This is a genomic window from Nocardioides faecalis (assembly GCF_018388425.1).
Classification (GTDB): Bacteria; Actinomycetota; Actinomycetes; order Propionibacteriales; family Nocardioidaceae; genus Nocardioides; species Nocardioides faecalis.
This window is the reverse complement of the sequence record NZ_CP074406.1, coordinates 251,220-278,212: the sequence shown is the minus strand read 5'-3', so window position 1 is coordinate 278,212 and position 26,993 is coordinate 251,220. Positions and strand designations below refer to the sequence as shown.

The following is a 26,993-nucleotide window of genomic DNA, read 5'->3' as shown; positions in this document are numbered from 1 at the left end:
AGACTGGGGCGTCAAGCGACGCGACCGCGTCGAGCCCCAGAGAGGACACCGTGAGCGCCGCTCCCACCGCGCCCCTGCCCGCCACCGCTACCGAGCAGCTGGTCGCCTTCGTCTGCGACGCCGCCCCGGCGCCCACGCCGGCCACCGTCGCCGCACTGCGCGGCCTGGTCGTGGACACGGTGGCCGTGGCCACGGCCGGCACCCGCACGCCGGCGGCCGACCTGCTCCGCTCCTGGGTCACCGAGCAGTACCCGGCGCGCACCGCCGACTCCACCGGCCTCGCCGCCGTCTGGGGCACCGGCACCCGGCTCGGCCCGGCCGACGCCGCCCTGGTCAACGGCACCGCGGCGCACGCGCTGGACTGGGACGACGCCGCACCGTCGATGGCGATGCATCCCGCTGCGGTGCTGCTGCCGACGCTGTTCGCGCTGTCCGCCCGACGCCCGGTGACCGGTGCCGAGCTCGTCGCTGCATACGACGTGGGCTCGGCCGTCTTCCGCGCCGTCTCCGAGATCCTGCCGCACCACGTGCACTACGGCCGCGGCTGGCACAACACCTCCACCACCGGCCGCCTGGCCGCCACCGCCGCCGCGGGCCGCCTGCTCGGACTGGACCGCACCGCCACCCGGCACGCCCTGGGCATCGCCGCGTCGTGCGCGGCCGGCAGCCTGGCGAACTTCGGCACGATGACCAAGCCGATGCACGCCGGGCTCGCCGCCCGGGACGCGGTGACGGCGGTGGGCCTGGCGGCCCGGGGGTTCACCGCCAACCCGGGCCAGCTGGACGCCCGCGGCGGCTTCCTGGAGCTCTTCGGCGAGCCCTCCGCCGACCGGACCGCCCGGCTGGGCGAGCGGCTGGAGCACTGGCGCGTCGCCTGGGTCGAGGACTACGCGATCAAGGCCTACCCGTCCTGCTTCGCTACGCAGCGCGCGATCGACGCCGGCATCTCGCTGCGCGAGGAGCTGGGTGCGGACCTCGGCGCGCACGGCGACGCGGTGGCCCGGATCGAGGTCACCCTCGAGCACCGCGGCACCCGTCCGCTGCGCGACGCTCCCGCGAGCACCGGCTTGGAGGCCAAGTTCTCCCTCGAGTACTGCCTCGCCGTCGCACTGGTGCACGGCGACGTGGTGCTCGGCGACTTCACCGACGCCGCACTGGGCCGGCCCGGGCTGGCCACGCTGGCGGCCAAGGTCGAGCTCGGGGAGCGCCCGGCCGCCGACGAGCCCGGGCACACCGTCGTCCGGCTGCACCTGACGGACGGCCGGACGCTCGAGCGCATCGTGCACCACTCCCGCGGCGACTCCCACCGGCCGCTGACGACCGACGAGCTGGCGGCGAAGTTCGGCCAGTGCGTGGGCGACGGCGCGCCGCAGCGAGCCTGGTTCGAGGCGCTGCACGGCGTACCGGACCGGACCACGGCGAGCGACCTGCAGGAGCTGCTCGCCGGGCCCGAGGCCTCCTGAACCGGCCGGCGGAGCGTCGGTCGCCGACCACTCCGCTCGGCTGGTCGTGACACACCGGCCGCTCGCGCGTCCTCGTTGCTTGTCGTGGAGACGTTGAACCTCACCGTGACCAGCACGAGGAAACCGGTCGGCGTCGCCGGCCGCGGGCCGAGGACGTCCTCGAACAGCCACGAGCCGCCGTCCGGCGGTCAGCAGGCCCACGCCGCGAACGGCACAAGCGTGACCGTTCGTGCCCCGGCGGGCCGTGGAGTGCCGTGCCGCTGCTGATGGGCCGGTGGCTGCTGGTGGCCGGTGGCGGTCAGTCTCGGGGGGCCTGACCGCCACCGGGTCTGAGAGGCGCAAACCCGGTCGGGGGAGATCCGGGCCGCACCTGCCTCCAGTCTCTCTCCCGCGGTGCCGCCGAACATCTCCCGGTGGTGGCACGTCCGTGCCTCCTTCGAGGAGCGTCGGGCGTTTGCACGCCGGTGACGCCGACCTACGCTGAAAGTGGTCCCGGTGCCGGTGCCGCGCCGGCAGCCCTCCGGGACGACTCCTCGGGACGGCAGGTGAGGTCATGAGCAGCAGGCCACGCCCCGAGCGCGATGCCGCCGAGCCCCCCACGATGCTGGCGGAGGCGCTCGGCGCCGACCAGCTGGCCGAGCTGCAGGCCGTGCTGGTGCAGGCCGAGCGGGTGCTCGGCGAGACCTCGGTGCCACCGCTGGAGGACATCGACGACTTCGGCGCCGCCGTGGCCGCCCTCGAGCGCGGGTGGCGCGACGTACGCACCGCGGTGGCCGACGCCGACGTCCGGGCCGACGACCTGGACCACACGAACGTCGAGGACCTGATGCGCCGCATCGTGCGCGCCGAGCGGACGGTGCGCACCGCCGACGTGCGCCGCCGGGAGTCCGCGGTCCGCCTGGTCCGCGAGGCGCTCGCCGAGCTGCGCGACATCGGCTCGGTGGAGGGGCTGATCGCGCACGGCGGGGAGGCGTTGTGCCGGCTCGGGTTCGACCGGGGGCTGATCTCCAGCGTGAGCGACGACGTGTGGCTCACCGAGTCGCTGCACCTGGACGACGACCCGGAGTGGGCGGCCTCGATCGTCGCCGCGGGCCGGGCGAACCCGGTGGTCCTGGGGCGTGGGCTGCCCGAGGACGAGGCCCGGCGCCGACGGCGACCGGTGTTGGTCACCGGCGTGCAGGAGCGCGAGGAGGTGCACCAGGCGGTCGCCGAGGCATCCCAGGCCCGCTCGTACGCCGCCGCGCCGATCATGCCCGGGCAGCGCCTGCTCGGCTTCGTGCACGGCGACCGGTTCTTCCACCGCGGGGACCTCACCGACTTCGACGCCGAGCTGGTCGGGGTGTTCACCCAGGGTTACAGCTTCGCCCTGGAGCGGGCGATTCTCGCCGAGGAGCTGGCGCGGCTGCAGGAGACCGTGCGGCTGATCGGCGCCGGCCTGCAGGACCTCGGCCCACCGAACGGCGGCACCGGCCCGGACCTGGCCTTGCCGCGCCGCCCGGAGCCCGGGCACCCGTGGGCCCCTCCCCCGGCGCGCACCCTGCGCAGCGTGCCCCGCACCACGGCGTACGACGCCACGCTGACCCGGCGCGAGCAGGAGGTCCTGGAGCTGATGGCCCAGGGCGACACCAACCAGCGGATCGCCCGGCGACTCTCGATCACCGAGGGCACCGCGAAGTCCCACGTCAAGCACATCCTGCGCAAGCTCGGCGCCGCGAACCGCGCCGAGGCGGTGGCGCGCTGGCACCAGGCGCGCAGCGACGTCGGGCGCTCGGGCTGACCTCCCCGCCCCGGTCCGCCAGCAACCCCGGCCCAGCGGGACCCCCCGGCTCGGCGGGAGCCGCGCTCCTGCGCCGATGCATCGAACGGCGGATGCTCCTACCCCCAGGGGGAGACGCCGTACCGCCCCCGCGGCCCGCACCATCGTGTGGTGCCCGCACGAGCCGGGCGCGCCGAGCCCCGAGCCACCCCGAGAAGGAGGGCCATGCACTGGCACACCTCGACGATCGAGCAGGACCGACTGCAGCACCTGATCCAGCGGATCCGTGCGGAGGGCGGCACCGTCGGCAGCTGCCAGCGCTGCAGCGAGGGGCTCCTCGTCACCTGGTTCGTGCCGTAGCCGACGCCGCGCCTTCCGGCCCCGCCCGAGCCGCCTCAGGCGCCGGTGAACACCGGCCGGCGGCGGGCCAAGAAGGAGCCGACCGCCTCCAGGTGGTCCACGGTGGTGCCGAGCACGGACTGCTCGGCGGCCTCGGCCGCCAGGCTCGCCTCCAGGTCGCGGTGGCCGGCGTCGGCGAGCAGCCGCTTGGACGCGGCGTAGGAGCGTGTCGGCCCGGTCGCGAGACGGCCGGCCAGCGCCAGCGCCGTGGGCAGCACCTCGCCCGGTGCGACGAGGTCACCGGCCAGTCCCCACTCCAGGCCCTGCTCGACGGGGAACGTCTCGGCGAGCAGCACCAGTCGCGCGGCCCGTGCCGCCCCGACGGAGCGGGCCAGGGTCGCCGACAGCCCGGAGTCGCAGGTCAGCCCCACCTTGGCGAACGCGGTGCCCAGGGTGGTCCCCTCGCCCCACACCTGCAGGTCGCAGGCGAGTGCGAACCCCAGCCCGGCACCGACGCAGGTGCCGGAGACGGCGGCGACCACCGGCTTCGGCATGGTCGCCAGCAGGCGGGTGATGGGGTTGTAGTGCTCCGCGACGGTGTCTCCCGCGCGGGCCGGGTCGCGGCGCAGCGCCTCGTGCAGCTCGGCGAGGTCCTGGCCGACGGTGAACACCTGCTCGTTGCCGGCGAGCACGACCGCTCGCGCGGTGTCGTCGGCGGCCACCTCGGCCAGGGTGTCGCGCAGCGCGGTCTTCAGCTCCACATCGAGCGCGTTGCCGTGCTCGGGCCGGTGCATCTGCAGCAGGACGACCCCGGCCTCGGGCCGGCTCGTCCGCAGGCCGCTCACGCCAGCTTCTCGTAGAGGGTGACCGGGTTGCCCGCCCGGTCGTGGACGAGGACCCGGCGCTCGTGCGGCCCGACGACGACGGGCCCGGTCTCGGTGCCGGCGTCGGCGAGGTCGGCGACCACGGCGTCGAGGTCGTCGACCTCCAGGCTGAGCACGGTGCGCCCGGCGACCGGCTGCTCGCCGGGGCCGGCCAGGCCCAGCGTGGTGGTGCCGTCGGTGAGCGCGGCGTAGCGGTCGCCGTCGCGGAAGCGGACGCTCAGCCCGAGCCGCTCGTAGAAGCCGAGCTGGGCGTCGAGGTCGTCAGCCGGCACGATGACGTGGCCGATCCTCATGCCTTGAACCTCGGCATGACCTCGCGGGCGAAGCGCTCCACGATCTCCATGGAGCGCTCGATCGGCAGGTCCAGCCACTGCGTGCGGAACACGAAGTGGTTGAACCCGGCCGAGGCGAAGTCGGTGACCTTGGCCGCGATGTCGTCGGGCGAGCCGAAGAACAGCGCCTTGTGCTTGATGCCCTCCCACTGGGACTCGAAGTAGTCCATGCCGTACTGGACGTACTCGCCGTACGAGCGCCGGACCGGGCCGCCCGCGATCTCCCAGGCGTCCTCGAAGGAGTCGGCCACGCACAGGTCGCGGTGGATCGGGAAGACCGCACCGGTGTCGTCGAAGCCGGCGTCCTTGCGGTGCGCGCGGTAGTCCTGCAGGTTGCCGACCGCCCAGTTGCGGCGCACGTTGGACGGCGCGAGCCACGGCAGCCCTTGGCGGGCGATCCGCTCGATCCCGATCGGCCCGTTGGCACCGACCCACACCGGGATCTCCTGCTGCGCCGGCAGCACGCTGCAGCGCACGCCGTCGAGGTCGAAGTGCTTGCCGTGGTGGGTCACGGTCTCACCGCTCCACAGCTTGCGCATCACCTCCAGCGACTCGTTGAGCCGCGAGACCCGGGTCCGACGCTCGACCCCGAACGAGGCGAACTCGTCCTCGCGGTAGCCCGAGCCGACGCCCAGCACGAAGCGCCCGCCGGACATCTGGTCGATGGTGGCGATCTCCTCGGCCCAGTGCACCGGATGACCCAGCGGGAGGATGAGGATGCCCGTGCCGAGCTCCATCGTCCCGGAGTGGTCGATCAACCGCGACAGCAGCGGCAGGGGCTGCGGGGTGCTCAGCGACGACAGGTAGTGGTGGATGCCGAAGACCGAGTCATAGCCGAGGTCGCGGATGTGCTGGACGAACTCGACCAGCTCACCGCTGCGACGACCGATGTCGTCGCCGCGGTCGTACTGGTGGTCGAGGAGGATGCCGAACTTCACGGCTCTCAGGCCTCCTGGGAGCGCGCGTCGCTGAGCCGGAAGTAGGGGGCCACCATCATGTCGCGCTTCTCCAGCGCCTTGCTGACACCCTGCGTCATCCGCTCCTTGAGGAAGTTGAAGTCACCGTCCTCGAAGGAGACGTTGGTGGCCCAGCCGTGGCCGACCCAGCCGGTCATCGCGCCGAGGCCCTTGCCGCGGGCCTCCATCACGATCTGCATCATCGACTTGCCCATCATCAGCGAGTCGAGCGGCATGACGGCGATCGCCTCGGCGTAGTCGGCGACCCACTGGTCGAGCTCGTCGCGGGGCACGACCTTGGTGACCAGGCCCTTGGCCTCGCCCTCCTCGGCGCCGATCGCGCGCATGGTGAGCATGACGTCCTTCATCGTCGTCAGGCCGACCTTCTCGATCCAGTGGTACATGTCCTGCGGGGCGGGACCGAGGTAGCGGAACGCCGGGTGGGTGAACTTGGCGTCCGGGCTGGCGATGACGATGTCGGCCGACAGCGCGATCTGGAAGTGGCCGCCGTAGCAGTAGCCCTGCACCTGGCAGATGGTCGCCTTCAGCGACTCGATGATCGGGCGGGTGAAGCCGGCGGTCAGCACGTTGCGGTCGGGCAGGATGCGCTGGCGCTGGGCGGGACGACGGCGCGAGGCCTTGTCGGTGCCCTTCTTGTAGCCGATGTAGTGGCCGAGCTCGGCGGCGTCCGCGCCGGTGCCGAAGTGCTTGCCCTCGCCCTTGAAGATGATGACCTTGACCCGGTCGTCGGTCTCGGCCTCGCGGACCAGGTCACCGACCCGCTCGAACGCCGCCACCGGGATGGCGTTGAGCAGCTCGGGACGGTCGAAGGTGATGGTGGCGGTCGCCAGCTTCTCGTCGACCTCGTAGCGCACGTAGCGCGCGAGGACCTCGGGGTCGACCTCCATGTTCTCGACGTCCCACTGGTTCTCCAGCATCTCTGCTTCGGTCTTCTTCACGGTTTCCTCGCTCGGGGTTCGTTGTCGGCGTCCGCCAGCCGGGGCGGACTGCTCGGGTTGATCGGTTCAGGGGGTGTCGGTCGGGGCGTCGGTCGGGGCGTCAGCGGAAGGCAGGGAAGACCTCCTCGGCGAAGAGCCGAAGCGAGGCACGCACCTTCTCGGGCGGCATGCCCAGCCAGCCGGGCCGGAAGATCAGGTGGTTGAAGCCGACCTCGCGCAGCTCGCCGATCCGCCTCACCAGGTCCTCGGGGCTGCCCAGGAGCAGCGTGTTGACCACCAGCTCGTCGAACCGGTCCCGCTGCCAACGCAGGGCGGGATACTCGGCGTAGGTGGAGTACTCGCGCCGGGCGTGCGGCAGCGCCTCGGCGACGGCCTGCTCGGTCGTCGGCGCGCAGTAGAGCTCGACGCCGACCGGACGCTCCACCGTCGCCGGGTCCTTGCCCGCCTCGAGCAGCGCGGCGTCGTACACCGCGACGTGGTCGGGCAGGAAGGACGGGTTCGGTGAGTTGCCGGGTGCGTACCAGGCGTCGCCGAGCCGCGCCGCACGCCGCACGGCCTTCGTGCCACCGGCACCGACCCAGACCGGCGGGCCGCCGGGGGTGAGCGGCCGGACGCCGATCGAGGCGTCCTCGAGTGAGAAGTGCTTGCCGGAGAAGGTGACCGGCTCGCCGGTCCACAGCTCGCGGATCAGCCGCAGGCTCTCGTCCAGGCGGCCGAACCGGGTGGCCGGGTCGATGCCGAAGGCAGCGAACTCGTTCTCCCGGTAGCCGGCACCGACCCCGAGCACCACCCGGCCGCCGGAGAGCTGGTCCAGCGTCGCGAACTCCTCGGCGACGTGCGCCGGGTGGAAGAGGGGCAGCAGCAGGATGCCGGTGCCGATGGTCATGTCCCCGGTGCGCGGGATGAGGCTGGCGATCATCGAGATCGGCTGCGGGGTGGCCAGGTTGGACTGGAAGTGGTTGATGGTCCACACCGAGTCGTAGCCGAGCTCCGCTGCCAGCTCCACCGTGCCGAACAGGTCGGAGAGGTGGGCCCGCAGGTCCTCCTCGTGCGGGTACTGGTGGGAGGCCATGATGCCGAACTTCACGGCGCCACCTCCGCCAGCTCCACCGCCGTGCGCTTGATCTTGCCGGCCTCGCTGCGCTCCAGCTCCGCCACGAACTCCCACCGGCGCGGGGTCTTGAAGTGCGCCAGGCGCTCGCGGGCGAAGGCGGTCAGCTCGGCGACCACGGAGTCGGCGTCGGCCCCGTCGGCCCCGTCGGCCCCGTCGGCCCCGTCGGCCCCGTCGGCCTGGTCGTCGCGGACGACCAGCGCGAGCGGGATCTCGCCCATCCGGTCGTCGGGCACGCCGACGACCCGGACGTCGCGGACCCGCGGGTGCTCGCGCAGGACGTCCTCGATCTCCTCGGGCCAGACCTGGAAGCCGCCGCACTTGATCATGTCGCGCTTGCGGCCGGACAGCCACAGCACGCCGTCGGCGTCGACGTGGCCCATGTCGCCGGTGTGCACCCAGCCGTCGCGGACCAGCTCCGCGGAGGCGGCGGCGTCGTCGACGTACCCCTTGGTCAGCTCGGAGCGTACGACGATCTCGCCCTCCTCACCGACGCCCAGCACGCGGCCGTCGTCGTCGCGCACCTCCAGGTCGACCCCGGGGTAGACCCGGCCGGCCGAGCCGGGCTTCCAGAGCCCGGCCTTCATGTCCTTGCCGGTCCAGCCGGCGATGTGCCCGGACTCGGTGGAGCCGTAGTTGACCAGGATCGGCACCTGGTAGCGCTCCTCGAACTGCCGCCGCAGGGTCCAGGAGATCGCCTGGCCGGCGACGAGCACCGACTTCACGCCCTCGAACGGCAGGTCCTGCTCGGCATGCACGATGTCGTAGACCATCGTGGGCAGGAAGAAGAAGTTGTCGAAGCGGTGGCGCTCCATGAGCCGGGCGAGCCGGTCGACGCCGAAGCGCTCCCACACGACCGTGCCGCGGCCCACGAAGTGGGCGAACAGCAGCGAGTGCTGGCCACCGGAGTGGAACAGCGGCAGCGCGATCAGGTTCGGGCGGGCGTCCGGTGCCGCCGAGCCCTGTCGGTCTGTGCCGGCGGACACGCGCGCCAGGCGGGCGAGCGAGGCGTAGGTGCCGCCGTGGGTGATGCTGACGGCCTTGGGCCGGCCGGTGGTGCCGCCGGTGAACAGGATGCAGGCCTCGGCGTCCTCGGCGACCTCGACGGCTGCCACGCGGGCCTCGTGCCGCCAGTCCAGCCGCGGCAGCCCGGAGTCCGCGGTGCCGATGCTGAGCACCTCCACGGTCCCGGCGAGGGTGGTGGCCGCCGCGCTCCCCCGGTCGTCGACGAGCAGGAGCCGGGGGGAGGTCTTGTCCACCGACTCCGCCAGCTCGGCCGCGTTGTAGAGGCTGCTGATGGTCACCGGGACGGCGCCGATCTTCCACGCGCCGTACAGGAACAGGGCGAGCTCGGGCCCGTTGGTCAGGTAGCAGGCGACCCGGTCTCCCGCGACGACGCCGTGCGCGGACAGCGCCTGCGCCACGCCGCCGGCGAGCAGGTCGACCTCGGTGAAGGTCCAGGTGCCGCCGTGCTCGGACCACAGCGCGGTGCTCTCGCCGCGGTCGGCGGCACGGCCCTCGATGATCGCGGCGAGGTTGCTGCTCATCGTCCGGCTCCGTCCCCGACCCGGGCGACGACCTCGTCGCCGAAGCGCCGGATCTGCTCCATGGTCTCCTCCTGGCCCGCACCCACGAACTGCAGGCGCAGGCACACCTCCGTGATGCCGAGCTCGGACTCCCAGCGGTGCAGCTTGGCGACGATGTCGTCCGCCGAGCCCACCAGGCAGTCCTCGGCGAGGTAGCGCTCGACGTCGACCGACTGCGCGTCGTCCCACGACTTGTAGCCGGCGTACTGCCGCTCCAGGTGGGGCCGGACGCCGGCGGCGGCCGAGGCGAAGGTGTCTCCGATGAAGCCCTCGCGGCTCATCGGGTACTCCCGCTCGAGGGAGAACCCGTGCTCGCTCAGCGTGCTGCGGTAGAGGTCGAGCTGGGCCGCCAGCTGCGCGTCGTCGCCCTTCGGCCCGATCAGCCAGGGGGCGTCGAGCCGGGCGGCGCGCCGGATCGCGGGGTCGGCGAAGGCGCCGATCCACAGCGGCGGGCCACCGGGCTGCACCGGGCGCAGGGCGAGCGAGGCGTTGGGCACCTCGCCCCAGGTGCCGGCGAGGTCGAGGCTCTCGCCGGCCCACAGCGCGCGCAGGATCGGCACGTACTCCCGCAGCCGGCGCAGCCGGTCCTCCCAGGCGACGCCGAAGGCGGTGGTCTCCCGCTTGCGGTAGCCGGCGCCCATCCCGACGGTGAGCCGGCCACCGGACAGCACGTCCAGGGTGGCCAGGTCCTCGGCCAGGGCGACCGGGTTGAGCAGGGGGGCGAGCAGCACGCCGAAGCCGATGCGCACCCGTTCGGTGGCAGCCGCGAGGTAGCCGGCGAGCGGGATCGGCTGCACGAACGCCGACTGGGCGAGGTAGTGGTGGCCCAGCATGACCGCGTGGAAGCCGGCCTCCTCGGCGGCCACGGCCTGCGCGAGCACGTCGTCGATGCCCTGGGTCGCCGAGGCGCCGGGGTCGAACTGCGCGCTCAGGAAGCAGCTGATCTTCACCCGACGACCGCCTCGACGGGGGCGGCCAGCTCGTCCTGCGCCCGGAAGTGCGGGATGACCTTGTCGGCGAACATCTCCATCGAGCGCAGCGCCTCGGCCCGGTCCAGCGTGGGGATCCGCAGCCAGCCGATGTAGTGGTTGATGCCGAGCTGCTCGCGGAGCATCTCGATGGTCTCGATCACGCGCTGCGGGGAGCCGAAGTTGCCGCCGTGCGTCAGCGTCTGCTCCAAGGTGAGCAGCTCGATGTTCTTGGCGACGGCGCGGTAGTAGTCGCGCTCCTGCTCCATGGCTTCCTCCGAGCCGGGGATCACCTTGCCCACCGACTTGTAGTAGTTCAGCGCGGCCTGCGCCGCCGCCCGGAGGCCATCCTCCCCGTCGCCGCACCACACCTGCTGCATGAAGGGCAGGTCGTAGGAGGCGAGGTCGAAGCCGTTCTCGGTCATCGCCGTGCGGTAGAGGGCGAAGTTCTTCTGCATGATCCCGAGCGGGGTGAAGTTCGGGGAGGTGATGATCGACTCGCCGATCTCGCCGCGCTCGCGGAAGCTGTCCGGCGAGACGGTGCCCTGCAGGATCGGCGGGCCGCCCGGGGTCAGCGGGCGCGGGTAGGTCGTCATGTCCTTGAACTGGAAGATCTCGCCCTCGTAGGAGAAGTTCTCCTGCGACAGCGCGAGCCGGACGACGTCGAGGGTCTCCTTGTAGCGCTGCTTGGACTCCTCGATCGGGACCCGGAAGCCGGCGAACTCGGCGGGGTTGTAGCCGCGGCCGACGCCGATGCTGACCCGGCCGCCGGAGAGCACGTCGAGGGCGGCGATGTCCTCGGCCAGGCGCAGCGGGTCGTGCAGCGGGATGACCAGGACGGCGGTGCCGATGGTGATCCGCTGGGTGCGCTCGGCGACGGCCATCGCGAAGTTCAGCGGGTTGCCGAGGATGCCGTACTTGGAGAAGTGGTGCTCGGCGAGCCAGATCGAGTCGAAGCCGAGCTCGTCGGCGAGCTGCACCTCCTCCAGGGTGTCGCGCAGCACCTGGTGGTCAGACGCCCCGTCGGCGACGGGGAAGAGGTTCATGATGCCGAACTTCACTGGGACTCCTTTATTCCGACCAGTTGGTATGTTACTGGCGACGACGGACCCCGGCAAGGGGCCCTTGGGACTGGGGGGACGAGTGGCCGAGGCGGCCTGATCAGGCGGACGCGCGGCGGTCGGCGACCCGCAGCGCACCCGTACGGCGTCGGTGCCAGGCACCGGTGCCGTACGACGCGTCGAGCACGAGCGCCCGGCGCAGGAACAGGTGGGGGTCCGCCTCGCGGGTGATCCCCATGCCGCCGTGCACCTGGATGCAGCGCTCGGCGGCGAAGACGGCGGCCTTGCCCGCGGCCGCCTTGGCCGCGTGCACCTGGATCGCCGCGTCCGGGCGGGCGTTGTCGACGGCCCACGCGGCGTACAGGGACAGGTCCCAGGCCGCCTTGCGCACCGCGACCGCCTCGGCGAGCTGGAAGGCGACCGCCTGGAAGGAGCCGATGGGCCGGCCGAACTGGTGCCGGTTGCGGGCGTACTCGGCGGCGAGGTCGATCGCGCCCTGCGCGACGCCGCTCAGCTCGGCGGCGGCGACCAGGGTGGCCCGCTGCAGGCCGGCCTCCCCCGCCCCGGCGAGCTCGCCGTCCGCGGTGGGCGTGACGTCGGCCAGGGGCACGGCCGGGTCGAACGACTCGCGCTGCCGCACCTCGACCGAGGCGCGGTCGAGGAGGCGGACGCCGTCGGTGCCGGCGACGACGAACGCGTCGGCGGACTCGGCGTGCGCGACCAGGGTCCGGGTCGTCGTACCGCCGGCGGTGGGGGCCCAGCCGGCCGCGCCGGGCACGACGACCGCGCCGGTGAGCACCTGCTGGCCCTCCAGGGCGGCCTCCGGCACCTCGCCACTCCCGGCGAGGAGCTGGATCGCGGCCGCGTGGGCGGCGAAGCGGGAGGGGACGAGCGAGGCGCCGAGGGCCTCGACGGCGACGAGCAGGTCGACCAGCGAGGAGCCGGGCCCGCCGGCGGACTCGGCGACGCCGAGGCCGGAGAAGCCCTCGAGCAGCGCGGCGTCGCACGAGGGCGCGGACCAGCCCTCGTCGAGCGCGGCGCGGGCGCCGGTCTTCTCATCGCCGACCATCGCGCGCACGGTGGCCGCGATGTCCTGCTGGTCCCGGGTGAAGGTTGCGTGCATCTGCCGGACTCCTGCTCAGCGCGAGCGGGGCAGGCCGAGGACCCGCTCCGCGAGGATGGACTTCTGGACTTCCTCGGTGCCGCCCTCGATCGTGTGGGCGCGGGCACGCAGGTAGCGGCGCATCCGGGCGGCGGCACCGTCGCCGTCGAGGAGGACGCCGCCCGCCTCGTCGAGCTGCACGGCCATGCGGTTGGCGTTCTGCACGACGCCGGCCCACAGGCTCTTCAGCGCGGAGGTCTCCGGGCCGGGGATGCCGCCGGCCTGGCTCTCGGCGACCATGCGCATCGAGCCGATCCGCACGGCCTCGGCGTCGCACTGCAGCGCGCCGACGGAGTCCCAGAAGGCCTCGTCGTCGCACCTGCCGCGCTCCAGGGCCAGGTCGACCAGGCGGTCCACCGCCTGGCGGGCCCAGACCCACAGGTTCAGGGCCATGCTCCCGCGCTCGAAGGCCAGCGTGGTCAGGGCGACCTTCCAGCCGTTGCCGACGCCACCGAGGACGTCGGAGTCGGGGACGAAGACGTCGTCGAGGAACATCTCGTTGAACTCGGTGTCCTCGTTGATCATCACCAGCGGCTTGACCGTGAACCTGTCCATCGGCGCCAGCAGGTAGGAGATCCCGCCGTGCTTGTTGGCCGGGTCCGGATCGGTGCGCGCCAGCAGCAGACACATCGAGGCGTTGTGCGCGTTCGAGGTCCAGATCTTCGAGCCGTTGACCAGCCAGCCGCCGTCGACCTTGACCGCCGAGGTGCGCAGGCTGGCGAGGTCGGAGCCCGAGCCGGGCTCCGAGAAGCCCTGGCACCAGTACGTCTCACCGGACAGGATCCCCGGCAGGTAGCGGGCCTGCTGCTCGGCGGTCCCGTGGGCGATGATCGTCGGCCCGGCGAGCATCATGCCGACGCCGTTGAGCGGGTACGGCGCGCCGCGCTTGGCCGCCTCCTCGTTGAAGATCGCCTGCGCGAGCGCGTCCATGCCGCGCCCACCGTGCTCGACCGGCCAGGACAGGCCCGCCCAGCCGGCCTCGCAGAGCCGGTCCTGCCAGGTCCGCGACCAGGCCTCGCGCTCGTCCTGGGAGAGCTCCTCCTGGTCCGGGACGTCGGCGAGCGCCCGGTCCAGCCAGGCCCCCACCTCCTCGCGGAACGCGCGGTCCTCAGTGCTGTCGTCGAAGTCCATCTGCACCCTTCCCTCGTGCTGGCCGGCTCACGCCGGGGTGGCGTCGGCGAGCCGCGCCTTGTAGAGCTTGCCGTTGGGGTCGCGTGGGAGCGCCCGGTGCACCACGTACTCCCGGGGATGCTTGGGCCCGGCCAGCCGGGCGGCCACGTGCTCGCGCAGCGCGGCGGTCACGGCGTCGGCGTCGGGGGCCTGCGCGGTGGTCGCGACGTGCGCGACCGGCACCTCGCCGTACTCGTCGTCGGGACGACCCACCACCCCGACGTCGGCGACCCAGGGGTGCTCGATGAGCGCGGCCTCGATCTCGGCGGGGTAGACGTTCACGCCGCCCACCAGGATCAGCTCGGCCGCGCGACCGGTGATGTAGAGGAAGCCGTCGGCGTCGACGTGCCCGACGTCCCACACGGTCAGCAGGTTGCCGCGGCGCGAGCCGTCGGTCTTGTCCGGGTCGTTGTGGTACTCCATGCGGTCCTCGCCCTGGCGCATGTAGACGATGCCGGTCTCCCCCGTCGGCACCTCCTCGCCCGCGGCGTCGAGGATCTTCAGCGTGGAGATCGACGCCGGCCGGCCGACGGTGCCGGGGTGGGCCAGCCACTCATGCGGGCGGGCGATGGTGGTGCCGACCTCGGTGGAGCCGTAGTACTCGTAGACGACCGGGCCGAACCAGTCCATGATCCGCCGCTTGACCTCGATCGGGCAGGGTGCGGCGCCGTGCAGCACGTAGCGCAGCGAGGAGACGTCGTACGACGTGCGCACGTCGTCGGCCAGCTGCAGGAGGCGGAAGAAGTGGGTGGGCACCATGCTGGAGCCGGTGACCCCGTGCTGGGCGACCCGGGCCAGGAAGCCCTCGGGGGTCCAGCCGTCCATGAGCACCAGCGTCCCACCCGCGTGCAGCGCGCCCATGGCGGGAGTGATGTTGGCGGAGTGGTACATCGGCGCGGAGACCAGCCAGGCGCCGAACGCCTCGCGCTCCATGCCGAACTCCTTGAACAGCCACACGTAGGTCTGCGCGCCGGTGTCGGCGTCGACGCCGCTGAGCGGGCGCTTGACGCCCTTGGGCCGGCCGGTGGTGCCGGAGGTGTACATCATCAGCGAGCCGGCCGGGGTCGTCTCCGGGCTGGTCGCGGGCATCTGGTCCGTCAGCTCGGCGAGCGGCCGCCCGGCCCTCGCCTCGCCGTCCACGAAGACGGGGACGCCGTGCTCGGCGGCCGCGGCGGCGACGGTGTCCTGCACCCGGTCGGTGCACACCACGACGCGGGCCGCGCTGTCACCGAGGATGTAGGCGATCTCGGGCGCGGTGAGGTGGTAGTTGACCGTGACCAGGTAGATCCCGGACTGCATCGCGGCGAGGTAGAGCGCGACCATGCCGACGCTGTTGGTCATCACGCACGCGACCGTGTCGCCCTCGGCCACGCCGTGCGCGCGCAGGCCGTGCGAGATGCGGTTGACCTCGGCGAACAGCTCGCCGTAGGTCACCTCGCGGTCGTCCGCGGTGATGACTGCGCGCGCCTGCGGCTGGGCGACCGCCCAGCGCCGGAAGCCCACCTGCCCCTGGTCCATCGCACTCCTTGAACTTGATTCCGACCGTTCGGTATGTTCTGTGCCACAACATTAGACGGGAGCTCGACCGATGTCCATACCCCTCCACGAGATCGAGGCGCGCACCTACCGGGAGCGGCGGGTCGCGAGCCCCGGCGCCGTCGTCGACGGCGTGTGGGCGGTGCCGGTCCCGCTGCACGGCAGCCCGCTGCGCTCGGTCACGGTGCACCTGCTCGAGTCGAGCGCCGGCCTGGTGCTCGTCGATGCCGGCTACGAGCACCCCGGCTGCTGGACCGCGTTCCGCGACGGCCTGGCCACGCTCGGCCTCGGCGTCGAGGAGATCTGCGCGGTGCTGCTCTCCCACAACCACCCCGACCACGTCGGGTTCGCCGACCGGGTGCGGCAGGCCTCGGGCGCGGAGGTGGTGATCCACCGCGAGGACGACTTCGACCACCAGCGCGCGATCGGCCGCGGCGGCTTCCTGGACCAGCTGCGCCGGGCGCTGCCGGCCGCCGGGGTGCCCGCCGAGACCGCGCAGCGGATGTACGACGAAGCGGTCAAGGTCGCCCACCACGCCGAGGACCTGGTTCCCGACCGGATCCTCGACGGCGACACCGACCTGACCTACGGCGACCTCGTGGTGCGCGTCCTGCACACCCCCGGGCACACCCCCGGGCACACCGTGCACGTCGCCCACGGGGTCGTGCTCACCGGCGACACGATGATGCCCGAGGGCCCCACCCAGCTCGCCATCCCGAGCCTGCCCGGCGACGCACCGGCCCGCGACCTGCTCGCCACGCTCACCCGGATCCGCGACCTGGCCGCACACGGCGAGGTGCACGCCGCCGCACCCGCGCACCAGTACGCCTACCGCGACGTCGCGGAGCGGGCCACCGAGCTGCTCGAGCACCACGCGGGCGAGCGGGAGCGCGCGCTCGAGGTGGCCGCCACCCACGGCGCCGGGGCGAGCGCCTGGGACGTGGCGCCGCACCTGAGGTGGGCCAAGCCGTGGGAGGACCTCGGCCACGGCACCCGCCGGTTCGCGCTCATGCACACCGCGGCGCTGCTCGCCGGGGGCTGAGGTCTGGGACTCGAGCTCTGGGACTCGAGGTCTGGGCGGGGTCAGGCGGGGCGGGTCAGGCCGGGGCGTAGCGCCAGTCGGGCTCCAGCCCGGCGAGCCGCTCGCGCAGGTCCCGTTTGAGCACCTTCCCGGACGGGTTGGTGGGCAGCTCGTCGACGACGTACACGGCCTTGGGCAGCTTGAACCTGCCCAGCCGTCCGTCGGCGCTGGCCACCAGGTCGGCGGGGTCCAGGCCGGGCCGGCCCACGACGAAGGCGACCGGCACCTCCTGCCAGCGCGGGTCCGGGGCGCCGACGACGGCGACGGAGAGGACGTCGGGGTGGTCGGCGAGCACGTTCTCGATCTCGGCGCTGGCCATGTTCTCTCCGCCCGAGCGGATCATGTCCTTGATCCGGTCGCGGATGTAGAGGTAGCCGTCGGCGTCGCGCACCCCGATGTCGCCGGTGTGGAACCAGCCGTCGCGGAATGCCGCCGCGGTGGCGGCCGGGTCGTCCAGGTAGCCGGGGCTGACCTTGGGACCGCGGGCGACGACCTCACCCTCGACGCCCGGCGGCACGTCCGCACCGCTGGGGTCGACCACCCGGACGTCGACCCAGGCGACCGGCAGCCCGACGGAGCCCTGCTTGGTCTCCATGTGCGCCTCGTCGAGGTAGGTCAGCCCGCTGCACGTCTCGGTCAGGCCGTAGCCCTCGATCAGCCGGGCGTGCCCGAACAGCTCGCGGGCGACCCGGAACAGCGCCGGGGTGACCTGGGAGAAGATCAGCCACCGCACGCTGCGCAGGTCCGCCGAGCGCTCCTCGGCCGCACGACGGACCATGTCGAGCATCGTCGCCGCCAGCACCATCCCGGTGATGCCCTCGTCCTCGATAGCGGCGAGGATGGCGTGCGGCTGCACCCGGCGCTGGAGCACCATCGTGCCGCCGACGTGCCAGATCGCGAAGCCCGGCAGGTCGGTGCCGCCGACGTGGTAGAGCGGGGCGAAGTTGAGGATCCGGTCGCTCGGTCGCAGGCCGAGCTCGACCACCTGGGCGTGCATGTTCGCGCGCACGTTGCCGTGGGTGAGCAGCACGCCCTTGGGCAGGCTGGTGGTGCCGGACGTGTAGACGATCCGCTGCAGATCGTCGTCGCCGAGCGCGACGTCGGCGACCACCGCACCGCGGTGGGCCTCGACCATCCGCGGGATGCTCGCCCAGCCCTCGTCGATCTCCTCCAGGCCGTAGCGGCGCACGCCCGGCAGCGCGGCGGCGGCCTCGGCGGTCAGCGCGGCGAATTCGGGGACCGTCGCCACCGCCTGCACCTGCGCGTGGCCGAGCAGGTGGGCGAGCTCGGCGGCGGTGAGCCGGTAGTTGAGCGGCACCAGCACCGCACCGAGGCGGCTCAGCGCCATCGCCAGCAGCAGGAATTCGGGGACGTTGTCGGCGACGACGGCGACCCGGGTGCCGCGGCCGACGCCGTCCTCGCGCAGCCCGGCGGCCAGCGCGGAGACGTCGCGGTCGAGCTCGGCGTAGGTCCAGCGACGCTCGGCGAAGACCAGGGCGGTGCGCTCGGCGAAGCGCACCGCGTTGCCGCCGACCACGCGGGCCAGGTTCGCGGTGCTCACCGGCCCGCTCCCCCCGCGAGCTCAGCGCTCCCGGCGGCTCCGGCGCTGGCGGTCCCCTGTTGGCGCAGCACCTTCTTGAGCACCTTGCCGGAGTCGTTGCGCGGCAGCGCCTCGACGATCTCGACGTGCTTGGGCACCTTGTAGCGGGCCAGGTTCGCCTCGCAGTGGGTGCGTACGTCGTCCTCGGTCAACCCGCTGCCGGGCCGGGCGACGACCCACGCCTTGGGCACCTCGTCCCAGCGCGGGTCGGGCACGCCGACGACGGCGACCTCCGCGACCCCGGGGTGGGAGGCGACGACCCGCTCCACCTCGGCGCTGGCGATGTTCTCGCCGCCGGACTTGATCAGGTCCGCGCGCCGGTCGACGAACCACAGATAGCCGTCGGCGTCGAGGCGGCCGACGTCGCCGGTCAGGAACCAGCCGTCGCGGCGCGAGCGCCGGGTGGCCTCCTCGTCGCGCCAGTAGCCGGGCGAGACCTTCTCGCCGCGCACCACGATCTCGCCCTCGACGCCGGGCGGCACCGGGCGGAAGTCCTCGTCGACGACCCGGATGTGCACCCCGGGGAAGGGAGCACCGAGCGCGCCGAGCTTCTCCACCTCGTGCGCGGCATCCATGTAGGCCACGCCGTTGCACAGCTCGGTCATCCCGAAGGTGTCCACGGTGCGCACGTGCGGCAGCCGCTCCTTGACCTGGCGGCGCACGCTCGGCGCGACGCCGGCGAAGAGCAGGTAGCGCAGCGAGGACAGGTCCGGGGCGGGGTCCGCCTCGAGGATGCCGAACAGGATCTGGGCGGCCAGCACCAGACCGGTGATCCGCTCGGTCTCCACCAGCCGGCCGATGTCGGCGGGGCTGGTGGTCGGCGCGACCACCAGCGTCGCCCCGGCCACGAAGGTGGCCAGGCCGGGCGCCTCGAGGCCGGAGACGTGGAACATCGGCGCGGAGAGCAGGATCCGGTCGGCCTGGGTCAGCTCGAGCTCGAGCACCTGGGCGCGGTGGTTGGCGGCCACGTTGGCGCAGGTGTGGATCACGCCCTTGGGGTGCGCCGTGGTGCCCGAGGTGTAGAGCAGCCGGTGCACGTCGTCGCGGTCCTTCTCCGCGTCCGGCACCCGGGTGCCGGCCGGCACCGCGGCCAACAGGTCGGTGAGCCGGAGGGCGCCGCGCTCCAGCACGTCGCCGTGGGAGACGAGGACGCGCAGCGGGAGGTCCGCGTCGACCTCGCGCACGAGGCCGGCGAACTCGTCGTCGTACGCCAGGGCGGTGATGCCGGCCTGGCGCAGCACGTAGCTCTGCTCGCTGGGGTGCAGCCGCCAGTTCAGCGGCACGGCGATCGCCCCGATCCGGGCCAGCGCGAGCAGCTCGAGCAGGTAGGTCGCGCTGTTGCGGCCCAGGATGCCGACCAGGTCGGCGGGGGTGACGCCGGCGGCCAGCAGCGCGGCGGCGTGCCGGTCGACGTCGGCGTCGAGCTCGGCGTAGGTCCAGCGCTCCTCGCCGTCGACGAGCGCCTCGCGCTGCCCGCGCCGCAGCGCCTGGCCGCGCAGCACCTCCGCGAAGTTAGCCGTCGTCACGGGCGCTCACCGCCGCCGCGACACCGCGCCGGAAGGCTCGGATCTCCTCCCGGCTGGGCAGGCTGACGAACTCCAGCAGGTTGCCGTCAAGGTCGCGGGCGGCGAACGCGGTGATGTAGCCGTAGTTCTCCAGCAGCACCCGGTTCGGCCGGGTCAGGCACTCCCCGCCGAGGGCGGCGACGCGGTCGTGCAGCTCCTCGATCTCCTCGACCGGCACCTGGAAGCTCAGCAGGAAGGTGCCCAGCTCGAGGTGGCCCGCAGTGCTGGTCCGCTGGGTCTGGCCGTTCCACTCGATCAGCTCGAGCTGGCCGATCTGGCTGGGGCCCTGCAGGTACTGCACCTTGCCGGTGGTGCCCTCGGGCAGGCCGAGGGAGGTCTCGATGCCGGGACCGCCGACGTCGGAGCGCAGGGTCCGGGTGTAGCCGAGCGCCTGCTCGTAGAACGCCGCCGCGCGCTCGACGTCGGAGACCGTCATCGCCACGTGGTGGACTTCGCTGACTGGCATGTTCGCCTTCCTGGTTCTGGCCTGGTTCTGCCGGCCCGGCTCAGTCGGAGCCGAGGACCTGCTGGATGAGCGCGATCTCGTCGGCACCGCCCTTGGGGACGATGAAGTCGTCCAGCGAGGTGATCTCGCCGATCGCGTCGAGCACGTCGTCGGGGGTGGCGGGCTCGCGACCGCCGTACCAGCCGGGGGTGACGCCGATGAAGACCCGGCCGACCCGGCCCCCACCGACGGTGAGGATCGTGCGGTCGAGCTCGCACTGCTCGGAGGCGAGGTACGTCGCCACGGCGGCCACGTGCTGGGGGTCGAACCGCTCGGCGAGCTCGCCGAGCAGGCCCTCGGTCATCCGGGTCGCAGCCGTCGGGGAGATCGCGTTGACCAGGATCCCGCTGCGGGCGCCCTCCAGGGCCAGCACGTTCATCAGCCCGATCAGCCCCGCCTTGGCCGCGGCGTAGCTGGACTGGCCGAAGTTGCCGAGCAGGCCCGAGCTGGAGGTGGTCAGCACGATCCGGCCGTAGCCGGCCTCGACCATGTGCGGCCAGGCCGGGCGCAACACGTTGAACGCCCCGCCGAGGTGCACGTCGAGGACCGACGTGACGTCGGCGTCCTCCATCTTCGCGAACGAGCGGTCGCGCAGGATGCCGGCGTTGTGGATGACCGCGTCGACCCGACCCCAGGCCTCGATCGCGGTGTCGATGAGGGCACGGCCGCCCTCGACGGTGGCCACCGAGTCGGTGGAGGCGACGGCCTCTCCCCCGGCGGCGACGATCTCGTCGACCACGCGCTGCGCGGCACCGGAGGTGCCGCTGCCGTCGACGGCGCCGCCGAGGTCGTTGACCACGACGCGGGCGCCGCGGCTCGCGAGGGTGAGGGCGTGGGCCCGGCCGATGCCGTTGCCGGCACCGGTGACCACGACGACGCGGCCGTCGTAGGAGACGAAGCTGCTCGAGCTGCTCATGCGCGCACCGGCTCCTCGTTGCCGAGCACCGCCACGAAGGCGACGCAGGATCCGGGCTGGCCGCCCAGGTTCTGGGCCAGCGCCAACCGGGCGCCGTCGACCTGGCGCTCACCGGCCTCGCCGCGCAGCTGGCTGAAGCACTCGAACATCATCCGCAACCCGGTGGCACCGATCGGGTGTCCGAACGACTTCAGGCCACCGTCGGTGTTGACCGGCAGCGCGCCGTCGAGGTCGTAGCGGCCGTCGAGGATGTCGCGCCAGGCCTTGCCGCGCTCGGAGAACCCGAGGTCCTCCATGAGCACCATCTCGGTCGGGGTGAAGCAGTCGTGCACCTCGGCCAGCGAGATCTGCGTGGCGGGGTCGGTGACGCCGGCCTGCTCGTAGGCCTGCGCCGCGGCCTGGGCGACCTCGGGGAAGGTGGTGAAGTCGTAGCCGTCGGTGGCCAGGCCGTCGCCGGAGCCGGCGATGAAGGACATCCCGTGCAGGAACACCGGCTTGTCGGTGTACTTGTAGGCGTCCTCGGCGCGGACCACGACCGCCACCGCGGCGCCGTCGGAGACGCCGGAGCAGTCCATGACGCCGAGCATGCCGGCGATCGGCGGCGCCTTCTCGACGACCTCGGGCGTGATCGGCTTCTGGAACTGCGCGCGCGGGTTGAGCGCACCGTTGGCGTGGTTCTTCACCGCCACGTGGGTCAGCGCGGAGCGCAGGTCGGGCTGCGTCACGCCGTACGCCGCGGCGTAGGCGGGGGCCAGCAGGGAGAACCCGGCCGGGGCGGTCCAGTCGACGTCGCTGCCGTCGGCGGGCGGGAAGACCGCGGAGAGGCCGGACTGCGAGGAGTCCTTGAGCTTCTCCACACCGGTCGCCATCACCATGTCGTAGGCGCCGGAGGCCACCGCGAAGGCCGCGTTGCGGAACGCCTCGGAGCCGGTCGCGCAGTAGTTCTCCACCCGGGTCACCGGCTTGCCGGTCAGCCGCAGCGGACGGGCCAGGGTCTGCCCGGACATGCCGGAGCCCTGGGTGCCCACCCAGAACGCGTCGACGGCGTCCAGGGTGATCTTGTCGTTGGACTCCAGGCAGGCCTGGACCGCGTCCACCAGCAGGTCGTCGGCCGACGAGCTCCAGTGGTCGCGGAACGGCGTGCAGCCCATCGCCACGATCGCGACGTCGTGGAACATCGGTTTGGCGCTCATCAGCGGTTGCCCTCCCAGGGACGAAGCTTCCAGAAGTGGTTGTGGATCCCGTCGGTGGTCCACATGCGGCGGAACGTCGGCCGCACCGTCATCCCGACCTGGACCTCGCTCGGCCGGATGTCGGTGGCGTAGCCGGTGAGCCGGCCGCCGCCCTCGACGTCGGCGACGACCACGGCCACCGAGGCCTCGGGCATGGTGGTGAGGTGGTCCTCGGTCACCGAGACGACGGTGGCGAAGGCGTCGCGCAGCGAGACCTTGCCGGTGCCGTCACCGCCGAGGGTGCCGCAGCCGGCACAGACCCGGCTGGGCGGGGTGCTCACGGCGCCGCAGGCCTCGCACCGGCTGCCCTCGAGCCGGTACTTCCAGCCCTCGCGGCGGTACATCGGCGGGGCGGCGGGCGCCGGGGCCGCCGGGCGAGCAGGACCCTGCACGTCGAGCAGCCCGCGCCAGCGCAGGTAGCGGCCGTAGCCCACGCTCGCGCGGCCGGCGAGCTGGTCGGCGACGGCGGGGCTGCGGCGGGCGTCCTCGATGCCGTCGGCGACCCGGAGCACGAACGCGTCCGCGCCCTCGGTGGCCGAGAGCAGCAGCACGGTCTGGCCGGGCTCGGCGACGTCGAGGGTCGCGGCGAGCAGCAGGCCGGGGTGCGCGGCGCCGGTGAAGCCGACCTGTCGCTCGACCGCGGCGTCGGCGCCGCTGCCGCCGAGGCGGCGGCGCAGCGCGGCGGCGGCACGGGCGTTGCTGGAGGAGACCACCACGTGGTCCACGGCCTCGACGCCGGCCTCGGCCAGCGCGGCGGAGGCGGCCGCCGACGCGGCCTCGACGAGCACCTCGGCGGTGAACCGCTCGTCCCACACCCGGTCGTGCTGCTCGCCGGGCAGCCGCCAGCGCTCCAGCAGCTCGGTGGTGCGTCCGGCGGAGGCGAGCAGCCGCACCGCGTCGCCGGGGGCGAACGCGGCGGCGGCGTCACCCTGGGCCAGCTCGTCCGGGGCGCCGGGCCGGGTGCCGCGCAGGTCGGAGGCGGCCGCGGTGGCACCCAGCCGGAGCACCAGGTCCAGCGCGGTGGCGCCGGCGCGGTGGCCGTGCAGGTCGGTGGCCCTCACCGACGGGTCGAGGCCGAGCGCGGCGTGCACGATCCCGGCCGACGTCTTCACCGCGTAGGGCGCCGAGGTGCTGGCGAGCAGCAGCGGGCCGCGGGTGGTCTCATCGACCAGGCCACGCAGGGCCTCCACCGCCATGGTGACGCTGTCCTCGTCGTACGCGGCGACGCTGCGGGCGGGCCCGCCGGGCCGCGCGGACCGGGCACCGTCGATCTGGTTGTCGGTGAGCACGTACGACGGCAGGTACGCCGCGTAGGCTCCGATCCCGTTCGCTTCGGGCATGTGGTTGCTGCTCCTGTCAGTTCCAGGTCGGGATGGCAGCCAGCAGCTGCCGGGTGTAGTCCTCGTGCGGGTGTTCGAGCACGTCCATCGCCGGCCCCTGCTCGACGACGCGGCCCTGGCTCATCACCGCGATCCGGTCGCACAGGTCGCTGGCCAGCATCAGGTCGTGGGTGACGAACAGCAGCCCGATGCCGAGCTCGTCGACGAGGGTGCGGAACAGCTCGACCACCTTGGTCTGGGTGGTCACGTCCAGCGCCGTGGTGCACTCGTCGGCGATGACGAGCGAGGGCCGGGTGACGACGGCGAGACCGATCGCCACCCGCTGCCGCAGGCCGCCGGAGAGCTGGTGCGGATAGCTGTCGAGCACCCGGCGCGCGTCGGCGATCCGCATCTGCTCGAGCACCTCGACCGAGCGCTGCTCGATCTCCTGCTTGGTGATGTGGGGGACGTGGCGCCGCAGCACCTCGGCCAGGTGCGCCCGGATCCGCATCAGGGGGTTGAGCGAGCGGGAGGCGTCCTGGAAGACCATGCCGACCTGTGCGCCGCGCACCTCGCGGGTGCGGTCGACGCCCGGCGCCACGACCTGGGTCTCGGCGAGGCGGACCTCGCCGGCCTCGACCCGGACGTTGCGCTCGAGCAGCCCGACCACGCAGCGGGCGAGGGTGGTCTTGCCGCTGCCGGACTCGCCGACGACGCCGAGCACCTCGCCGCGGCCCACGGTCAGGTCGACGTCGCGCAGCAGCGGCAGGTCGCCGTCGGCGACGCGGGCGGTGATCGCGAGGCCGGAGATGGTGAGCAGGTCGTTCATCGCCGCTTCTTCCTCGGGTCGTGGTGGGTGAGCAGGGCGTCGCCGAGCAGGTTGACCAGCAGCACGGTCGCCGTGATCGCCAGGCCCGGGAACAGCGCGATCCACCACGCCTGGCCGAGCTCGTCCTGGCCGGCGGCAAGCATGGAGCCCCAGCTGGCCTTCGGCGGGACGACCCCCAGGCCGAGGAAGCTCAGGGCGCTCTCGACCAGGATCGCGGTGCCGATCTGCAGCGTGCCCAGCGCGACGATCGTGCCGGCCAGGTTGGGCAGCACGTGCCGGAACACGATGCGCGGCTCGGAGGCGCCGGCAGCGCGCAGCCCCATCACGAACTGCCGCTCGCGCAGGCTGAGCGTCGCGGCTCGGGTCACCCGGGCGCACGGCGCCCACCCGGTCAGCGCGAGGACGACGAACAGCACCGGCAGCGAGCTGCCGCGGTTGGCGATGATCGCCAGCGCGATGAGGATGAACGGCAGGGCGAGCTGGGCATCGATCAGGATCGAGATGACCTTGTCGACCCATCCCCGGCAGTAGCCGGCGAAGAGGCCGAGCAGGGTCCCGGGGCCGATCGAGACCAGGGCCCCGACCAGGCCGATCAGGATGGTGAGCCGGCCGGCCTCGACGAGCTGGCTGAGCACGTCCTGGCCGAGCTTGTTGGTGCCCAGCGGGTTGGCCCAGGAGCCGCCGTCGAGGAAGGCCGGCGGGCGGCGCGTGGCGGTGAGGTCCTGGGCGGTGCCGGGCAGCAGGCCGGTCATCGGCAGCACGAACACGGCCACGGCCATCACCGCGAGCGGGAGCGCGAGCCAGAAGACCGCGGTCCTGCGGCGGCGGTTGCGGCGGCCGGCGCGGGCGGGGGCCGGCGGCGGCGTGGGGGCGACCAGTTCGACGTCGAGCTGGGTCATGACCTCTACCTCACCCTCGGGTCGACGACGGAGTGCAGGATGTCCACCACCAGGTTCAGGCCGACGAAGACGAGCGCGCCGAAGACGACGATCGCCTGGACCAGCGGGAAGTCGCGGAACTGGATGGCCTGCAGGGCGAGCTGCCCGAGGCCCGGCCAGCTGTAGACGTACTCGATGGCCACGGCGCCGGAGAGCAGGATGCCCGTCTGCAGCACGACGATGGTCAGGATCGGCATCATCGCGTTCTTGAAGGCGTGCCGCCACACGACCCGGACCTGGCTGATGCCCCGGGCGCGGGCGGAGTCGACGAACGGCTCGGCGAGCGCCTCGCTCATCGAGGCGCGGGTGAGCCGGGCGATGTGCGCCATCGGGTAGAGCGCCATGGTCACCGCGGGCAGGATCAGGTGCTTGAAGCTCCCCGACTGCCCGGCGGGCAGCCAGCCGAGGTTCACGGCGAACAGGACGATGAACATCATCCCCAGCCAGAACACCGGCACCGACTGGCCGAGCAGGGCCAGGGTCGAGGCCCCGCGGTCCCACCAGGTGCCCTCGCGGAGCGCGGCGAGCGTGCCGAGCGGGACGCCGACCAGGACGGCCAGCAGCATGCCGGCGGCGACCAGCTGCAGCGTGAAGGGAAGTCGCTCCAGGATCATCGCGGTGTTGTCCTGGTAGAACTGCAGCGACGTCCCGAGGTCGGCGGTGAACACGCCGCGCAAGTAGTCGAGGTACTGCACGAGCAGGGGCCGGTCGAGGCCCAGCTCGGCCCGCAGCGCGTCACGCTGCTCCTGCGGCGCCATCGGGCCGAGGATGGTGGCGGTCGGGTCGCCGGAGAGGCGGCCGAGCGCGAAGGCGATGGTCAGCGCGATCATCAGGGACGCGAACAGCGCGCCGAGCCGGGATCCGATCCGGCGCAGGGTGGAGACCTTCATCGGCGGGACCTCCATCGGCTGCCGGGCATCGCGTCCAGCAGCTCTCGGGTGTAGTCCGCGGTGGGGGCGCGGAAGACCTGTTCGCACGCGCCGGCCTCGACGACCTGGCCGCGGAACATCACGATCACCGCCTCGCACACGGACCGCACGACGGCCAGGTCGTGGCTGATCATCAGCAGGGCGGCGCCGGTCGTCTCGCGGATCTCCTGCAGCAGCCGCAGCACGTCGGCCTGGACCGAGACGTCGAGACCGGAGGTCGGCTCGTCGGCGACGATGAGCCGCGGACGCATCAGCAGTGCCCGGGCGATGCAGACCCGCTGGGCCTGGCCGCCGCTGAGCTGGTGGGGGTAGCGGTCGAGCAGCGCCGGGGACAGGCGGACCCGCTCCAGCAGCGCCTCGTCGGTGATCCAGGTGGTCCGCTCCGGCTGCAGCTTGCGCAGCTCGGCGAAGCCCGAGCGCACCGACTGGCGCGGGTCGAGGGAGCCGTGGGGGTCCTGGAAGACGACCTGGACCTCGGGGCGCAGCGCCCGGAGCTCGCTCCGGCCGAGGGCGTCGAGGTCGCGGCCGAGCAGCTCGATCCGGCCGCCGGTGCGCGGGCCGAGCCCGGTGGCGGCCATGGCGAGCGTCGTCTTGCCGGAGCCGGACTCGCCGACCACGGCCAGGCTCTGACCGGCGCCGATCCGCAGGGACACGCGGTCCACCGCGGTGAAGATCTCCCCGGAGGTCCGGTTCCGGTGCTCGACGACGAGGTCGTCGACCACCAGCACCGGGTCCCCCGGTGCCGGGGACGGCGGCCGTCCGGCCGCCGTCCCCGTCACCATCGCATGCGACATGG

Annotated in this window: 25 protein-coding genes; 4 read left to right on the top strand and 21 right to left on the bottom strand. The window is 73.1% G+C overall.

What is annotated here, in order from left to right; translation table 11 throughout:
• Positions 1-50 precede the first annotated feature (50 nt).
• From KG111_RS01220 to KG111_RS18420, 3 genes are all read left to right on the top strand, one after another.
• Entirely contained in the window at positions 51-1,463 is a 1,413-nt protein-coding gene (locus KG111_RS01220; protein ID WP_205292517.1) for an MmgE/PrpD family protein, read from the top strand.
• A gap of 553 nt (positions 1,464-2,016) precedes the next feature.
• Positions 2,017-3,240, top strand: a complete 1,224-nt coding sequence (locus KG111_RS01215; protein WP_205292516.1) for a LuxR C-terminal-related transcriptional regulator — start codon at positions 2,017-2,019, stop codon at positions 3,238-3,240.
• Positions 3,241-3,444: 204 nt separating this feature from the next.
• Positions 3,445-3,579, top strand: a complete 135-nt coding sequence (locus KG111_RS18420; protein ID WP_275890209.1) for a hypothetical protein — start codon at positions 3,445-3,447, stop codon at positions 3,577-3,579.
• Positions 3,580-3,614: 35 nt separating this feature from the next.
• On the opposite strand, the gene KG111_RS01210 is transcribed toward KG111_RS18420, so the two are convergent.
• The 11 genes from KG111_RS01210 to KG111_RS01160 all read right to left on the bottom strand — a co-directional run bounded on the left by KG111_RS01210 (position 3,615) and on the right by KG111_RS01160 (position 15,265).
• The gene (locus tag KG111_RS01210) at positions 3,615-4,403 is read right to left on the bottom strand and encodes an enoyl-CoA hydratase/isomerase family protein (protein ID WP_205292515.1); all 789 of its coding nucleotides are present in this window, start codon (positions 4,401-4,403) and stop codon (positions 3,615-3,617) included.
• On the bottom strand, positions 4,400-4,735 hold the full coding sequence (locus tag KG111_RS01205; protein ID WP_205292514.1) for a VOC family protein: 336 nt from the start codon (positions 4,733-4,735) through the stop codon (positions 4,400-4,402). The genes KG111_RS01210 and KG111_RS01205 overlap by 4 nt, the downstream gene beginning before the upstream one ends.
• Positions 4,732-5,712, bottom strand: a complete 981-nt coding sequence (locus KG111_RS01200; RefSeq protein ID WP_205292513.1) for an LLM class flavin-dependent oxidoreductase — start codon at positions 5,710-5,712, stop codon at positions 4,732-4,734. Before KG111_RS01200 ends, KG111_RS01205 begins: the two co-directional genes overlap by 4 nt.
• A 5-nt stretch (positions 5,713-5,717) precedes the next feature.
• Positions 5,718-6,689 carry an enoyl-CoA hydratase/isomerase family protein gene (locus KG111_RS01195; RefSeq protein ID WP_205292512.1) on the bottom strand — a complete coding sequence of 324 codons (972 nt, stop codon included), beginning with the start codon at positions 6,687-6,689 and terminating at the stop codon, positions 5,718-5,720.
• Positions 6,690-6,789: 100 nt separating this feature from the next.
• Positions 6,790-7,776 (bottom strand): LLM class flavin-dependent oxidoreductase, encoded by a 987-nt coding sequence (locus tag KG111_RS01190; RefSeq protein ID WP_205292511.1) that lies wholly within the window; start codon positions 7,774-7,776, stop codon positions 6,790-6,792.
• Positions 7,773-9,347 carry a class I adenylate-forming enzyme family protein gene (locus tag KG111_RS01185; protein ID WP_205292510.1) on the bottom strand — a complete coding sequence of 525 codons (1,575 nt, stop codon included), beginning with the start codon at positions 9,345-9,347 and terminating at the stop codon, positions 7,773-7,775. The genes KG111_RS01190 and KG111_RS01185 overlap by 4 nt, the downstream gene beginning before the upstream one ends.
• Positions 9,344-10,336 carry an LLM class flavin-dependent oxidoreductase gene (locus KG111_RS01180; protein ID WP_205292509.1) on the bottom strand — a complete coding sequence of 331 codons (993 nt, stop codon included), beginning with the start codon at positions 10,334-10,336 and terminating at the stop codon, positions 9,344-9,346. Before KG111_RS01180 ends, KG111_RS01185 begins: the two co-directional genes overlap by 4 nt.
• A complete protein-coding gene (locus KG111_RS01175; protein WP_205292508.1) occupies positions 10,333-11,415 on the bottom strand; it encodes an LLM class flavin-dependent oxidoreductase in 1,083 nt (360 codons plus the stop codon). Before KG111_RS01175 ends, KG111_RS01180 begins: the two co-directional genes overlap by 4 nt.
• 100 nt (positions 11,416-11,515) lie before the next feature.
• Positions 11,516-12,538: an acyl-CoA dehydrogenase family protein gene (locus KG111_RS18415; RefSeq protein ID WP_205292507.1), complete on the bottom strand. Its 1,023-nt coding sequence runs from the start codon at positions 12,536-12,538 to the stop codon at positions 11,516-11,518.
• 15 nt (positions 12,539-12,553) lie between these two features.
• Positions 12,554-13,708 (bottom strand): acyl-CoA dehydrogenase family protein, encoded by a 1,155-nt coding sequence (locus tag KG111_RS01165; RefSeq protein WP_205292506.1) that lies wholly within the window; start codon positions 13,706-13,708, stop codon positions 12,554-12,556.
• Positions 13,709-13,735: 27 nt separating this feature from the next.
• The gene (locus KG111_RS01160; protein WP_205292505.1) at positions 13,736-15,265 is read right to left on the bottom strand and encodes an AMP-binding protein; all 1,530 of its coding nucleotides are present in this window, start codon (positions 15,263-15,265) and stop codon (positions 13,736-13,738) included.
• Positions 15,266-15,335: 70 nt separating this feature from the next.
• Between KG111_RS01160 and KG111_RS01155 the strand changes: the two genes are divergently transcribed.
• Positions 15,336-16,325 (top strand): MBL fold metallo-hydrolase, encoded by a 990-nt coding sequence (locus tag KG111_RS01155; RefSeq protein ID WP_205292504.1) that lies wholly within the window; start codon positions 15,336-15,338, stop codon positions 16,323-16,325.
• A 55-nt stretch (positions 16,326-16,380) separates the two neighbouring features.
• On the opposite strand, the gene KG111_RS01150 is transcribed toward KG111_RS01155, so the two are convergent.
• Genes KG111_RS01150 through KG111_RS01105 form a run of 10 tightly spaced genes read right to left on the bottom strand, consistent with a single transcriptional unit; the run spans position 16,381 to position 26,991 of the window.
• Positions 16,381-17,925, bottom strand: coding sequence for a class I adenylate-forming enzyme family protein (locus tag KG111_RS01150; RefSeq protein WP_205292503.1), 1,545 nt, complete (start codon positions 17,923-17,925; stop codon positions 16,381-16,383).
• Entirely contained in the window at positions 17,922-19,490 is a 1,569-nt protein-coding gene (locus tag KG111_RS01145) for a class I adenylate-forming enzyme family protein (RefSeq protein WP_205292502.1), read from the bottom strand. The genes KG111_RS01150 and KG111_RS01145 overlap by 4 nt, the downstream gene beginning before the upstream one ends.
• Positions 19,477-19,995 (bottom strand): VOC family protein, encoded by a 519-nt coding sequence (locus tag KG111_RS01140; RefSeq protein WP_205292501.1) that lies wholly within the window; start codon positions 19,993-19,995, stop codon positions 19,477-19,479. The genes KG111_RS01145 and KG111_RS01140 overlap by 14 nt, the downstream gene beginning before the upstream one ends.
• Positions 19,996-20,035: 40 nt before the next feature.
• Complete coding sequence (locus KG111_RS01135) at positions 20,036-20,950, bottom strand: SDR family NAD(P)-dependent oxidoreductase (RefSeq protein WP_205292500.1); 915 nt, start codon at positions 20,948-20,950, stop codon at positions 20,036-20,038.
• Entirely contained in the window at positions 20,947-22,143 is a 1,197-nt protein-coding gene (locus KG111_RS01130) for an acetyl-CoA acetyltransferase (RefSeq protein ID WP_205292499.1), read from the bottom strand. The genes KG111_RS01135 and KG111_RS01130 overlap by 4 nt, the downstream gene beginning before the upstream one ends.
• Entirely contained in the window at positions 22,143-23,522 is a 1,380-nt protein-coding gene (locus tag KG111_RS01125) for a zinc ribbon domain-containing protein (RefSeq protein WP_205292498.1), read from the bottom strand. Before KG111_RS01125 ends, KG111_RS01130 begins: the two co-directional genes overlap by 1 nt.
• Before the next feature lie 16 nt (positions 23,523-23,538).
• On the bottom strand, positions 23,539-24,330 hold the full coding sequence (locus KG111_RS01120) for an ABC transporter ATP-binding protein (protein WP_205292497.1): 792 nt from the start codon (positions 24,328-24,330) through the stop codon (positions 23,539-23,541).
• Entirely contained in the window at positions 24,327-25,229 is a 903-nt protein-coding gene (locus tag KG111_RS01115) for an ABC transporter permease (RefSeq protein WP_205292496.1), read from the bottom strand. Before KG111_RS01115 ends, KG111_RS01120 begins: the two co-directional genes overlap by 4 nt.
• A gap of 5 nt (positions 25,230-25,234) precedes the next feature.
• The gene (locus KG111_RS01110) at positions 25,235-26,158 is read right to left on the bottom strand and encodes an ABC transporter permease (RefSeq protein ID WP_205292495.1); all 924 of its coding nucleotides are present in this window, start codon (positions 26,156-26,158) and stop codon (positions 25,235-25,237) included.
• Positions 26,155-26,991, bottom strand: coding sequence for an ABC transporter ATP-binding protein (locus KG111_RS01105; protein ID WP_240196007.1), 837 nt, complete (start codon positions 26,989-26,991; stop codon positions 26,155-26,157). Before KG111_RS01105 ends, KG111_RS01110 begins: the two co-directional genes overlap by 4 nt.
• Between the last annotated feature and the right edge of the window lie 2 nt (positions 26,992-26,993).

Excerpts from the sequence above, each read along its gene's own strand:
- KG111_RS01130 (WP_205292499.1), bottom strand. The coding sequence starts at position 22,143 with ATGAGCGCCAAACCGATGTTCCACGACGTCGCGATCGTGGCGATGGGC.
- KG111_RS01160 (WP_205292505.1), bottom strand. The coding sequence starts at position 15,265 with ATGGACCAGGGGCAGGTGGGCTTCCGGCGCTGGGCGGTCGCCCAGCCG.
- KG111_RS18420 (WP_275890209.1), top strand. The coding sequence starts at position 3,445 with ATGCACTGGCACACCTCGACGATCGAGCAGGACCGACTGCAGCACCTG.
- KG111_RS01205 (WP_205292514.1), bottom strand. The coding sequence starts at position 4,735 with ATGAGGATCGGCCACGTCATCGTGCCGGCTGACGACCTCGACGCCCAG.
- KG111_RS01135 (WP_205292500.1), bottom strand. The coding sequence starts at position 20,950 with ATGAGCAGCTCGAGCAGCTTCGTCTCCTACGACGGCCGCGTCGTCGTG.
- KG111_RS01140 (WP_205292501.1), bottom strand. The coding sequence starts at position 19,995 with ATGCCAGTCAGCGAAGTCCACCACGTGGCGATGACGGTCTCCGACGTC.
- KG111_RS01110 (WP_205292495.1), bottom strand. The coding sequence starts at position 26,158 with ATGAAGGTCTCCACCCTGCGCCGGATCGGATCCCGGCTCGGCGCGCTG.
- KG111_RS01120 (WP_205292497.1), bottom strand. The coding sequence starts at position 24,330 with ATGAACGACCTGCTCACCATCTCCGGCCTCGCGATCACCGCCCGCGTC.
- KG111_RS18415 (WP_205292507.1), bottom strand. The coding sequence starts at position 12,538 with ATGCACGCAACCTTCACCCGGGACCAGCAGGACATCGCGGCCACCGTG.
- KG111_RS01105 (WP_240196007.1), bottom strand. The coding sequence starts at position 26,991 with ATGTCGCATGCGATGGTGACGGGGACGGCGGCCGGACGGCCGCCGTCC.
- KG111_RS01165 (WP_205292506.1), bottom strand. The coding sequence starts at position 13,708 with ATGGACTTCGACGACAGCACTGAGGACCGCGCGTTCCGCGAGGAGGTG.
- KG111_RS01155 (WP_205292504.1), top strand. The coding sequence starts at position 15,336 with ATGTCCATACCCCTCCACGAGATCGAGGCGCGCACCTACCGGGAGCGG.
- KG111_RS01185 (WP_205292510.1), bottom strand. The coding sequence starts at position 9,347 with ATGAGCAGCAACCTCGCCGCGATCATCGAGGGCCGTGCCGCCGACCGC.
- KG111_RS01125 (WP_205292498.1), bottom strand. The coding sequence starts at position 23,522 with ATGCCCGAAGCGAACGGGATCGGAGCCTACGCGGCGTACCTGCCGTCG.
- KG111_RS01115 (WP_205292496.1), bottom strand. The coding sequence starts at position 25,229 with ATGACCCAGCTCGACGTCGAACTGGTCGCCCCCACGCCGCCGCCGGCC.
- KG111_RS01215 (WP_205292516.1), top strand. The coding sequence starts at position 2,017 with ATGAGCAGCAGGCCACGCCCCGAGCGCGATGCCGCCGAGCCCCCCACG.